At 37.4% G+C, this 11899-nt stretch carries 8 protein-coding genes and 3 pseudogenes; 5 read left to right on the top strand and 6 right to left on the bottom strand.

Features of this window, described 5'->3' with window-relative positions:
- Positions 1–364: 364 nt before the first annotated feature.
- Positions 365–1192 carry a ferredoxin--NADP reductase gene (locus ACFINI_RS07515; RefSeq protein ID WP_375641042.1) on the top strand — a complete coding sequence of 276 codons (828 nt, stop codon included), beginning with the start codon at positions 365–367 and terminating at the stop codon, positions 1190–1192.
- An 18-nt stretch (positions 1193–1210) separates the two neighbouring features.
- Positions 1211–1660: pseudogene (locus tag ACFINI_RS07510) on the top strand (ferredoxin--NADP reductase); the annotation flags it as partial.
- Here the strand turns inward: ACFINI_RS07510 and eda are convergent.
- A complete protein-coding gene (eda, locus tag ACFINI_RS07505) occupies positions 1639–2304 on the bottom strand; it encodes a bifunctional 4-hydroxy-2-oxoglutarate aldolase/2-dehydro-3-deoxy-phosphogluconate aldolase (RefSeq protein WP_375613637.1) in 666 nt (221 codons plus the stop codon). The pseudogene ACFINI_RS07510 and the gene eda sit on opposite strands and share 22 nt — an antisense overlap.
- A gap of 115 nt (positions 2305–2419) precedes the next feature.
- Here eda and ACFINI_RS07500 point away from each other — a divergent pair, with 115 nt between their 5' ends.
- The 3 genes from ACFINI_RS07500 (at position 2420) to ACFINI_RS07490 (ending at position 6830) form a co-directional block, all read left to right on the top strand.
- Positions 2420–3337, top strand: coding sequence for a rhodanese-related sulfurtransferase (locus ACFINI_RS07500; protein ID WP_375632530.1), 918 nt, complete (start codon positions 2420–2422; stop codon positions 3335–3337).
- Between the two features lie 1699 nt (positions 3338–5036).
- Positions 5037–6170, top strand: a complete 1134-nt coding sequence (locus ACFINI_RS07495) for a type III PLP-dependent enzyme (protein ID WP_375647313.1) — start codon at positions 5037–5039, stop codon at positions 6168–6170.
- 75 nt (positions 6171–6245) lie between these two features.
- A complete protein-coding gene (locus ACFINI_RS07490) occupies positions 6246–6830 on the top strand; it encodes a GNAT family N-acetyltransferase (protein ID WP_375630327.1) in 585 nt (194 codons plus the stop codon).
- Between the two features lie 1068 nt (positions 6831–7898).
- On the opposite strand, the gene ACFINI_RS07485 is transcribed toward ACFINI_RS07490, so the two are convergent.
- The 5 genes and pseudogenes from ACFINI_RS07485 to ACFINI_RS07465 form a co-directional block, all read right to left on the bottom strand.
- A complete protein-coding gene (locus ACFINI_RS07485; protein WP_375612300.1) occupies positions 7899–9470 on the bottom strand; it encodes a DHA2 family efflux MFS transporter permease subunit in 1572 nt (523 codons plus the stop codon).
- A gap of 19 nt (positions 9471–9489) precedes the next feature.
- Positions 9490–10584 carry an HlyD family secretion protein gene (locus tag ACFINI_RS07480; protein WP_375647309.1) on the bottom strand — a complete coding sequence of 365 codons (1095 nt, stop codon included), beginning with the start codon at positions 10582–10584 and terminating at the stop codon, positions 9490–9492.
- 173 nt (positions 10585–10757) lie between these two features.
- Positions 10758–10900 (bottom strand): annotated as a pseudogene (locus ACFINI_RS07475) (transcriptional repressor); the annotation flags it as partial.
- A pseudogene (locus tag ACFINI_RS07470) lies at positions 10897–11055 on the bottom strand (HlyD family secretion protein); the annotation flags it as partial. The pseudogenes ACFINI_RS07475 and ACFINI_RS07470, both read right to left, overlap by 4 nt.
- A gap of 173 nt (positions 11056–11228) precedes the next feature.
- Positions 11229–11621, bottom strand: coding sequence for a Fur family transcriptional regulator (locus ACFINI_RS07465; RefSeq protein ID WP_375612302.1), 393 nt, complete (start codon positions 11619–11621; stop codon positions 11229–11231).
- Between the last annotated feature and the right edge of the window lie 278 nt (positions 11622–11899).

Raw genomic sequence — 11899 nt, 5'->3', positions numbered from 1 at the left:
ACTCATCTGTGCAATTTTGGATGTCGTCTCATGCACTTAAAATTATTTTTATTGAATGGAAAACAGTGTGTAAACACTTTTTGATACATTAAAAACTGTTGATTTAGAAAACTCGTTGATTTGGATATTATTTGTTTTCAAGATGGATTGGGTATCCAGTATTTACTTTCTAGTCTTTGATTGGTTTTAAGTGAAATCAATTTTATCGCTTATAGAGCGCGCTAGACTCATTTATTTAATTTTGACATAAAAGTGTTAACCTTGAGGCTTTTGTGTTGAGAAAATTGTTGGCAGATGGTTGTGCAAGTACTATATCACGTCAAGGATTCGAAATTTAACGTTCAATAAAGATATGGGGAAGAGTATGAATACGTCTGCTACCAATGTTCCGTCAAGCATCAGCAGCGTTGCAAATTTTCCGATTCCTGAGAATGTGTTCGCCCTTACTGTCCAAGAGGTTTGTCACTATACAGATCGGTTATTTAAATTCCGTCTGAATCGTCCGGAAAGTTTTCGTTTTCGTTCGGGTGAGTTTGTTATGATCGGTTTGCCAAATGCAGAAAAGCCGATTTATCGCGCTTATTCGATTGCAAGTCCCTTTTGGGATGAACAGCTTGAGTTTTTTTCGATAAAAGTTCCAGGGGGACCTTTAACCGAGCATCTCCAAAAAATTAAAATTGGTGATACAGTTCTCATGCGTAAAAAATCTACAGGAACGCTGGTTCTTGATGCTCTTATTCCTGGAAAACGTCTTTATCTTCTTTCAACTGGGACGGGGATTGCTCCTTTTGCAAGCCTTATTCGTGATCCTGAAACTTATGAAAAATTTTCAGAAGTTGTCCTTATTCAAACAACGCGCGAAAAAAATGAGTTAATTTATGCAAAAGATCTTGTTTCCTCTTTGCAACAAGATCCACTCATTGGAGAGTATGCACAACAGTTGAGATTTTATCCTATGACTACTCGTGAAGCTTCTAAGCATATGGGCCGTATTACAACTGTGATGGAAAGTGGGGACTTTTTTGAAACAACAGGCCTTCCTAAAATTCATCCTGATGAAGATCGGGTGATGATTTGTGGTTCCATGGCTATGTTAAAAGATTGTGCAAGGATGTGTGAAAGCTTTGGTCTTGTTGAAGGGGCCAATAATGCTCCTGCTACTTATGTTGTAGAGCGCGCTTTTGTGGAGTAATGAGTGGGAAAGTTGATGCTTTATCTTCTTTCAAACCGGTACGGGGTTTTTCCTTTTGCAAGCTTTATTCGTGAGCCTGATATTTATGAAAAATTTTCAGAAGTTGTTCTTATTTAAATAACGCGCGAAAAGAATGAGTCAATTTGTGCAAAAGATCTTGTTTCCTTTTTGCAATAAGATCCACTCATTGTGGGGCATATGCACAACAGCTGAAATTTTATCCTATGACCACTCGTGAGCTTTCTGAGCATATGGGGCGTATTACGACTGTTATGGAGAGTGGGTGCTTTTTTGAAACAAGCGGCTTTGAAACAATAGAACTCGCAAAATTCATCCTAATGAAGATCGGGTGATGATTTATGGTTTTATGACGATGTTAAAAGATTGCGCAAGGATGTGTGAAAGCTTTGGTCTTGTTGAAGGGGCTGATATTCTTGCACATTACATTATATTGTAGAAAGAGCTTTTTTCGAGGGAGAGGGAAGTTGTGATGCGGTATATGCTAATGCAGTAATCGAATCCCAATCACTTATTGCAATGAGTTTTTGGGGCGCTATCCAAGAACCTCCAACGCAGAAGACATTGGGCAGTTGGAGCCATTGTGGTGCACTTTTTTGTGTAATACCGCCTGTTGGGCAAAACCGGATATCAGAGAAGGGAGATGCTAAAGCTTCGATGAAGGAAATACCCCCAGCAGCTTCAGCAGGGAAAAATTTAAGATATGAATAGCCTTTGTTTAATGCTTGCATGAGTTCACTTGGGGTCATTGCACCGGGAAGAAGGGGAATTTCACTATTTTTTGCACAATTGATTAGTTCATTGGATAATCCGGGGCTTACAATAAACTTGGCTCCAGCTTGTTCGGCTTTTTCGTAATGTGTTGTGTTGAGAATTGTGCCGGCTCCAACAATTGCTTCAGGGACTTCTTGTGTAATTTTCTGAATTGCTTTGAGGGCATTTGGTGTTCGCAAGGTGATCTCAATTGTTTTTAATCCACCTTTGACAAGAGCGCGTGTTAAGGGTACAGCACTTTGTAGATTGTCAATGAGTAAAACAGGTATAACAGTTTGTCCTTGGAGATATAATAAAAGCTTTTCTCTTTTTTGGCACATGATATTTTTTCTTCTTGGAGATGATATTATTTGTATCGTTTGATTAAGCACAATATGTTAAAGAGTACATGAATAAATCTTGAAATTGAATGAAACGCGCGTTATGGCAAAACACATGGAAAAGAATTTTAAAGTTGCTGCACTTTATTGCTTTGCAGATTTGAAGCATTATCATCAATTACAAAAACCTTTGCAGGATTTATGTCAAGCAAAGGATATCAAAGGCACTCTGCTTTTAGCACAAGAGGGCATTAATGGAACAGTTGCTGGTTCTTGTGCGGCAATTGAGGCATTGGTGGGCTTTATTATGGCTGAGCCAGCGTTTCAAACGCCGGAGATTAAATATTCATGGGCATCAAAAATGCCTTTTCATCGCATGAAAGTGCGGTTGAAAAAAGAGATTGTGACAATGGGGGTTGAAGGGGTTGATCCGCTAAAAGTTGTTGGTACTTATGTGGACCCTGAAGATTGGAATGCTCTTATTCAAGATGAAGAGACAATTTTGATCGATACGCGTAATGATTATGAATATGCGATAGGGAGTTTTCAAGGAGCGATTGATCCGCAGATTAAAACATTTCGCGAATTTCCTGAATGGGTGCGTAAACATGAGGCTGAGTTAAAGAAAAAAAAGAAAATTGCCATGTTTTGTACAGGTGGTATTCGGTGTGAAAAATCAACAGCTTATGTTCGTGATCTTGGTTATGAGCAAGTCTACCATCTAAAAGGAGGTATTCTAAAATATTTAGAAAAAATTCCAAAAGAGAAAAGTTTATGGTGGGGTGAGTGTTTTGTTTTTGATGAGCGTGTTTCTGTTCAACATGGTCTTGAAGAATGTGGACGCGAATTATGTCGCGCGTGTCGTTCTCCTCTTAATGCTGAAAGCAAACTATCGCCTCATTATGAGGAAGGTGTTTCCTGTGATGCTTGTTATAACACGCGTAGTGAAGCCGATAGAGAGCGCTTTCGTGAGCGCCATAGGCAATTTCAATTGTTGAAGTTGCGTGCAATTGATTCTCATCAAGGGACATAAGGATATCGCAGTGTAGAGTTTTAAGTTGTAGCGTTTTTCTCTTAAATTTAAGAGAGAAGAGTTTTTTAATATTGGTAGAAAAATATTTTATAAGACCGGATATTATTCGGTCTTTTTGTTTATGTTAAATTATTTGACTTATAAATAGTCATTATAGATTGTTCGCTCTCTTTGACTTTATAGGATTGAGTTTTCAGATACTTTTCATTTTAAAATAGAAAAGCCGTTCACCAACAGCGCAGAGGAGGGAGATTATAGTTTAAGAGAAAAGCGTATGAATAAGATGTGATTAGTAAGAGGAGATGAAAAAGCAGATGCTAGGGGGAAAAAATAAAATGATAATAGGAGTTTATGATTTCAGAATTTAATATAATACATTAATTTATAATGATAATTTATTATTCATTTGAATAAAAGAGTTCAATATTGTGAACTTTGTTGCTTTCAGATTAGATGAGAACGAATCGCGTAAAATTCATTCACTTGTACGTTGCAAATGGGAGCAACGTGTGGACAAAAATCATTTTAGATAAGGTGTTATGAAACATTTCAATGTAGGAGTTTCTGCAATATTGGGAGTTGGCAGATAGAATGGGAGCGTTTGTTTTTAATTTCATAAGTATAAAGAGGGTGAGATGTAGTTGATCTATATCATACAAGCTATATTATACGGGGAATTCTTCATGATATTTTGCTTAAGCGATGCTGTGAAATGAATGTGGAAGTAGGGATGTTTTTTAGGATGTAAATGAGAAAGATAATGGTGTTTTGTTGGGGGAAGGACACGTTATCTTTAAAGACTATGGTGCTTCAGTCGTTACTATCCTCAGTCTTCAATGTTGGTCATCTTTGCATTTGAGAGGATATATAAGAGGTACTCCTTTTTTCAATTGTTTTTTATTTGTGATGCGCAAAAGAATGATTTTAATTGATTCATTGTAAGAGGGTTGAAATAAGAGGATTTTATAATGGGATTTTTGTTTAAGGGTACAATAATAAATTATCATTATAAATTAATGTTTTGAGTAATTTATTTTGCGTTATTTTCTGCTGCAGATATTAGGAGATAGAATAGGGTAAAGAAACGAGGGGCTTTAAACGCAAGACAGTGATTTATGTTGTACGGATAATGTAAGGGTGTGATCTCATGAAAGCGGATGGATGGCTTTGTCTGGGGGAGAGTGTTGTTTTTTCGCATCATTTTATCTTTAAGAATTAAAAAATGTTTAAAATTAAAAAAATGATTGAAATGAGAAAGAATTCGTTTTATAGGATGCCTTGCCCAAAGTCGCACGTGCCTGTGGGTGTCCGCTGGTTCTCAAATGGTGAGATTAACCGGTACGGTACCTGGAACTAACCGCTCCAGTCATTCTTACAGCCAATTGCAAGAATGAGGACATCTTGAAGCAACGACGGTGCGGGCCTTTCTGGTGTCTTCCAGTTTTTAAATGCTGGGATAACTATAGAGGCACACCTCATTGCCTTCAGTGCGGAAGTGGTTTTCTCAACTCCAATCAAAAAGGCAGATAAAATAGAATAACGCGGTTTCGCGCTGTTCTTTCGCAGCATGCAATGCTAATTTCTGATTTTTTGTAATCAGAATGGGGATAGTTGTTGTGTGTTTTTTGTCCTTTAGCTTTTGGCAGCTTTGGCTGTCCAAGCATAGAGTGGGGGAGCTTTCCCTCAAGGAGAATTGCAGATGGCAACGCAACGTATTCGCGATTTTCTTGCAACACATCGTTCTGAAGGTCCATGCTTAATTGTTGACCTTGATGTTGTTCGTGACAACTATTTAAATTTTGAAAAAGCTCTGCCGCAGTCTCGTATTTTTTACGCAATAAAGGCAAATCCAGCTCCTGAAATCTTGTGTTTGCTAAGTTCTTTAGGATCTTCTTTTGATGCGGCTTCTGTTGCAGAAATTGAAATGGCTTTAAAAGCAGGTGCAACGCCAGAGCGTATTTCTTTTGGAAATACGATTAAAAAAGAGCGTGATATTGCACGAGCATATGCATTGGGAGTTTCACTTTATGCCGTTGATTGTGTTGAAGAAGTGGAAAAAATTGCGCGTGTTGCTCCAGGAGCACGTGTTTTTTGCCGTGTTCTTACCGATGGCAAAGGTGCAGAGTGGCCATTGTCACGCAAATTTGGTTGTGTTCCAGAAATGGCGGTTGATGTTCTAAGACGGGCACACCAATTGGGTTTGCAAGCCTACGGTGTTTCTTTTCATGTTGGATCTCAGCAGGTTGATTTGAGTGCGTGGGATCGTGCTTTATCAGATGCTTCTACAGTTTTTAAGCGCTTGGAACAAGAAGGTATTTCACTAAGGTTGGTGAATATGGGCGGCGGTTTTCCAACGCGTTATTTGAAAGATGTCCCTACAGAACAAGCTTATGGTACAGCAGTTTTTGATTCATTGAAAAAGCATTTTGGTAATCGTATCCCTGAGACGATTATTGAGCCAGGACGTGCGATGGTTGGCAATGCTGGTGTTATTCGTACAGAAGTTGTTCTAATATCTAAAAAAGCTGATAATGATAATGTACGATGGGTTTATCTTGATATTGGAAAATTTAATGGTCTTGCTGAGACTATGGATGAAGCCATTCGTTATCCTATTGAGACACCTCATGATGATAAGGTAATGGAGCCTTGTATTTTGGCTGGACCAACATGCGATTCGGCAGATGTTCTCTATGAAAAAACACCTTATCCGCTTCCTCTATCCCTAACGATAGGAGATGAAATATTGATTCATGGAACGGGTGCTTACACAACAACTTACGCATCAGTTGCTTTTAATGGTTTTGAGCCTTTACGATCATATGTGATCTGAGGTTTCCTTTTAACTATAGTTTTTTTAGACTTTTTGCTATGCTCGTCATGGTGCTATAAGAGGGCGGTTATAGAGATGAACATGATGAACTTTCAAACAAAAGATGGGGCATGTTTTACACTTTTATTGGAGCAAGAAGCCGATAAGCCTTATCGAGAAATTTTGCTTGATTCAACGATGGGGTATGGACGTAAACGTAAATCATCAGAGGCTTTACGTCGTGGACGGTTAGCTGCTCAAGGGCTCTCTTTTGTGGTTAAAAATGTGCTTGGAGAGCTTGTGGGAAGTGTCCGTCTTTGGCATGTTTCTTTTTCTAAAGGAAAAAATGAAACACAACATGCTTTACTTTTAGGCCCCTTGGCTGTTGCGTCTGAATGTGCTGGTATGGGAATAGGATCAATTTTAGTCCGCCATGCAATTGAAACAGCAAAAAAATTGGGATATGGCGCCATTTTGCTGGTAGGGGATTTTGAATTTTATCAACGTTTTGGCTTTTCAAATAGTTTAACAGAAAATTTGGCAATGCCTGGTCCTTACGAAAAGCATCGCTTTCAAGCGTTGGAACTGATACCACATTATCTTTCTGGGTGTTATGGCACTTTAGTTCCTAGTGGAGAACGAGAAGTTTCAAATCGTTTCCAGCATCATAAAGTGGCTTGAAGATATGTTTATTTTGTTTTTCAACAGCTGGTATTGAGGAGAGCATACTGTTTTGGCTAGAGCCAAAGTATTTAGCGGTACAAAGTTTTTGGGGAGCTCTATTGCGATTTTATTATGTGGCTGGTTTCTTATTTTTGATAATTTCAGTTAAGTGAGTAGGAATATATTTTAAGCTCATTTTTTGAAATAGCGTCCTATTTTATAATATTAAAGGAACCGGATTTTTAAGTTGTCTTGTGTTCTTTTAAAGTCGCTATCATCATACACTTTTCCAGTTTTCAATATTGTTGATAAATCTTGTATCGAAATGGTTGGATATTTTACTTTTTTCTTAAACAGTTTTTTTCTTTGCTTTTTATGTGCAAGGGAATGGTTTTGATTGATTCAATAGAGAGATATTTTGAGAAATTTTATACAATTTTAGCGCTTGTTGAAAGAGAAGGGGCTTAAGAAAGAAAAATATGCAGCAGTAGAATCAAAATTATAGGTATCAGCTTTTTTAAAAGAGTGTAAAAAAATAAAATTACATGTTTAAAAGCAGCTTTTTTGAAAAAAAATATGTCATTACTTTTTTGCTATAAAGGTAAATCGTTTTGCAATTGGCATGAGAGGATCAAATACAAAATGATTTTTTCATGTAAAATTTTGCATTCAGAATCAAAAAACGTTGTCCTACACATTATAAGAGAAATATGTGCGTGAATAAAAATCACAAGAATCATAAATCTTTTATGAATATTCTTGTAAGAATCAAAAGAGTAAAGGGCAAAGAATCTTTTAATCTTTTGTGCCCTATGGTGATAAATTAAAAATCTTATAGAAATGGCTGCTTTATCTTTATGGTGTGGAGCACTTTAGATAAGCTCTTTGTTTACCGATCATCTAGAACAATTTTTGTATGCGAGAAGTTGTTTTTAAGTGCGGAAAGAGCCCGCATTAAAAGAATTTTTATCAGAAGAATCATTTAGAATCATATGTTTATTTATACTGTCTCTTGAGACAAGATAAAGTGCATAGGAAACGAGGAAAGTGATAAGGATAAAAAATATTTCTCAATTTTAATTAAGCTTAGTGATTTGGTGGTGAATCCATGAGAGGTGGTATTTTTTTGAGAAACATTGTCATAAATGTTAAAACACCAAAAATGATGGTTATGATAAAGAAAATATCACTAATAGCCATAATGGTTGCTTGTATGCGTACCATACCAAACAATTGAGAAAGAGCCAGAGTATAGGAATCAAAGGTTTCTGTTTTGAATAATACAGTAAGATTTGAAAGCATTTCAGTTGCTTGTCTGTTTGCGTAGTTAAGAGTTTCGGCTATTCGTTCATGATGGAAGTCTGTGCGTTTTGTTATGAGAGTGTTGATAATGGCAAGCCCTACAGCCCCACCTAGATTCCGGGTGAGATTAAAGAGTCCAGAAGCATTTTGCATCCGTTCTGGTGGGAGTGTTCCCAGGGCAATATTATTAATAGGAACCATACATAACATTACAGAAGCACCACGGAAAACTTGCGGCCAAAAAAGCTGCCAAAAATCCCAGTTATCTGTGATAGAGCTCGCCATCCAAATACCTATTGCAAAACCAAAAAGTCCTATTGCCATCATTAAACGTGCATCCATTCGTGCTGAAAGAAATCCAGCAAGCGGGGCAGTTAATAACATGACGAATCCTGAAAGAAACAATGTTTCTCCAATCATGAGAGCATCAAAGTGGCGGATTTGGCTTAAATAGACAGGATAAAGGTACGTGAGTCCATAAAGGCCTATTCCCAATGAAAAGGAAAAAATGGATGCAGCTGAAAAATTAAAATTAGAAAAAGTAGAGAGATCTACAATGGGTTCTTTTACTGTAAAAGCACGCCAGAAGAATAAGGCTGCAGCAAGAATCATGGTAATGAACAAATCCCGAATCAGCGTATCACTCAGCCAATCATGACGTGCTCCTTCTTCTAGAATATACTCTAAAGTTCCCAAGAAAGTAGCCATAGAAATGAATCCTAACCAATCAAACTTCTTCATTAAAGAGGGATCAGCTTTATCAAAATCAATTAATTTCCAAGCGAGAATTGAGATGATAATCCCGCAGGGTACATTGATGAGAAAGAGCCAATGCCATGATGAGAGATGACAAATATAGCCTCCCACGGTTGGACCAATGGTGGGGGCTAATGTTGCTACTAGTCCAACAATAGGGGTAACAATTGGGCGTTTGGAAGGAGGAAAAAGAACATAAGAGGCGACAAAAACGCTTGGGATAATTCCTCCACCAATAAAACCTTGTAGTGCGCGATACAAAATCATCTCTCCAATAGATGTTGCTGTTGCACAAAGAACAGAAGTAATCGTAAACCCGATCGCTGATATGGTGAAGAAAACACGTGTTGAAAGCAATCTTCCTAAAAATCCAGAAAGCGGCAACATGATGACTTCAGCGATGAGATAGGAAGTTTGAACCCATGAAATTTCTTCAGAGCTTGCTGTAAGACCCGCTTGAATTTCAGCTAAAGAAGAGGAAACGATTTGGATATCTAATATTGCCATAAACATGCCAAAAGACATAGCTATAAAAACTATAATTTTGCGCATTCCTATGCGTTCTTGAGACTGTATGAGCTCTGGTATGGAAGATGTCATAGTAAGATCTTCTACTTTTTTATAAGAGACTTTTATCTTGTGGCTTTGTACGTGTATCAATTTTCACTGAAACACTCATTCCTGCTCGGATATGTCCGGTTTTTAAGACTTCTTCTGGAATAGAAATACGTACGGGAATGCGCTGGACAATCTTTGTAAAGTTACCGGTAGCATTTTGTGGAGGCAGAAGAGAAAAAACAGCGCCTGTTGCGGGCGAAATAGAAAGCACTGTCCCTGTAAAAACATCATTTTCGAAGGCATCAACAGAAATATAAGCTTTTTGTCCGGTATGAATGTCTTGTAGCTGTGTTTCTTTATAGTTTGCTTCAATATAAAGTGCATGTATGGGGACTAACGCCGCAAGACGTTGGCCATTTACAACAAAATCTCCCGTTTTTGCTGTTAAATTTCCTATAACTCCATCAAATGGCGCTCGTATAATGGTCGAATCAAGATCACGTTGTGCTTTTTTACGCGAGAGCTCTAAACTCTTTGTTTCGCTTTCTGTTTCACTTCGTTGCGCTTCTAGCACTCGGATATTTGCACGTGCTGAAGCCATTTTTGCATCCGCTCTGTTAACATTCGCAATGGCTTGTTCATAAGCGGATTTGGCATCATCAACATTGGATTGAGGAGCATAACGATTGGCTTTCAGTTCTGTTACACGTTTTAAGGTGAGTTGTGCATTGGTTGCTATGGCTGAAGCGGCTGCTTTTTGTGCTTTTGCATCATCTAAAGAACTACGAGCGGCTGTGATTTGCGCATCAATGCGTAGAAGTGTTTTTTTCTGTGTGTTAAGATGCGCTTCTGTTTGATCCAAGGCTATTTTATAATCACCATTGTCTAGGTAAAATAAAACATCGTCCTTTTTTACAACTTGGTTGGCTTTAATGGCAATTTTTTCAATATACCCATTTAATTTAGTCGCAATAGCGGCTATATCTCCTTGCACATAGGCATCTTCAGTGGACAGCATATAACGCCATTGCGTCGTCCACTTATAGCTAAACCAAAGTACAAAAAGCGCAAAGACGATAAGAAGAGCCTTGATTACTTTTTTTCGTTTCATTTTATCGAGATTTTTTGTTGAAAAAATGGTCTCAGATACGGACATGATTTTATACTTTCAATATTTATGTTCTAACGAGTATAATAAGCCTCTCACTCTAGGGTAGGGTGATATATGCACGGATGATAAGAGCTTTTCCAACAATAAGGCGATCCCTGCTACATAATACTAAATATATAAACTTGCAAGTTAGAGATCTTATTTTCAAGTTAGATGTCTTATTTTATTGCGCATTTTTTACAAAGACCTCGTACTTCTAGGGTGCTTTTGTGTGCTTGGAAGCCAACCGCTTGAACCATCTGTTTTAAACTTGATACAATCGTTGATTTTGTATTTCGTTGACTGTGCCACAGTTTAGGCATCTTCAGTGGACAGCATATAACACCATTGCGTCGTCCACTTATAGCTAAACCAAAGTACAAAAAGCACAAAGACAATAAGAAGAGCCTTGATTACCTTTTTTCGTTTCATTTTATCGAGATTTTTTGTTGAAAAAATGGTCTCAGATACGGACATGATTTTATACTTTCAATATTTATGTTCTAACGAGTATAATAAGCCTCTCACTCTAGGGTAGGGTGATATATGCACGGATGATAAGAGCTTTTCCAACAATAAGGCGATCCCTGCTACATAATACTAAATATATAAACTTGCAAGTTAGAGATCTTATTTTCAAGTTAGATGTCTTATTTTATTGCGCATTTTTTACAAAGACCTCGTACTTCTAGGGTGCTTTTGTGTGCTTGGAAGTCAACCGCTTGAACCATCTGTTTTAAACTTGATACAATCGTTTGATTTTGTATTTCGTTGACTGTGCCACAGTTTTCGCAAATTATAAACGTTGTAAGTTCATGTTGACAGTTTTCAGGGTGTAAACAGACCATAAAGGCATTTACACTTTCAAGACGATGAATACACTTTAACTGTACGAGTTTTTCTAACGCACGATAAACTTGGAGAGGTGCGCGAAAACCTTCTTCGCGTAAGTGATTGAGAATCGCATAAGCACTTAAAGGCCCTTTTGCATTTTTTAAAGTATTTAAAACCAATGTTTGGTTACGCGTCAGTTTAGATGACATTGACATCTTCCTTTTGCTCCCATGGAAAAGCATAAAGCGTGTAAGATATTTATGCAATGGTGATTATAGAATATGTACTCTATCTTTAGCCTTTTACATGACATCCTTGCGATATGTAAGACAAGTTGCAACCGTTGTGAGGGGAGGGTATTATAATCTGAAAGCCGCTGCTATCCAGCAAGAAACTTTTATACGCTTCTTATTTTTCCAATAATGTTTTGAAATAGGATTTTTTGTTCAATATTTTATTGGTAAAGTTTGGGTTATTTTATTTAAAA

The organism is Bartonella sp. AA56HLJMS (assembly GCF_042197145.1).
Taxonomy (GTDB): Bacteria; Pseudomonadota; Alphaproteobacteria; order Rhizobiales; family Rhizobiaceae; genus Bartonella.
The sequence above is the reverse complement of the archived record's forward strand: the minus strand, read 5'-3'. Positions and strand labels throughout refer to the sequence as shown.

Coding starts and splice junctions, on each gene's coding strand:
- ACFINI_RS07515 (WP_375641042.1), top strand. CDS start 365: ATGAATACGTCTGCTACCAATGTTCCGTCAAGCATCAGCAGCGTTGCA.
- eda (WP_375613637.1), bottom strand. CDS start 2,304: ATGTGCCAAAAAAGAGAAAAGCTTTTATTATATCTCCAAGGACAAACT.
- ACFINI_RS07500 (WP_375632530.1), top strand. CDS start 2,420: ATGGAAAAGAATTTTAAAGTTGCTGCACTTTATTGCTTTGCAGATTTG.
- ACFINI_RS07495 (WP_375647313.1), top strand. CDS start 5,037: ATGGCAACGCAACGTATTCGCGATTTTCTTGCAACACATCGTTCTGAA.
- ACFINI_RS07490 (WP_375630327.1), top strand. CDS start 6,246: ATGAACATGATGAACTTTCAAACAAAAGATGGGGCATGTTTTACACTT.
- ACFINI_RS07485 (WP_375612300.1), bottom strand. CDS start 9,470: ATGACATCTTCCATACCAGAGCTCATACAGTCTCAAGAACGCATAGGA.
- ACFINI_RS07480 (WP_375647309.1), bottom strand. CDS start 10,584: ATGTCCGTATCTGAGACCATTTTTTCAACAAAAAATCTCGATAAAATG.
- ACFINI_RS07465 (WP_375612302.1), bottom strand. CDS start 11,621: ATGTCATCTAAACTGACGCGTAACCAAACATTGGTTTTAAATACTTTA.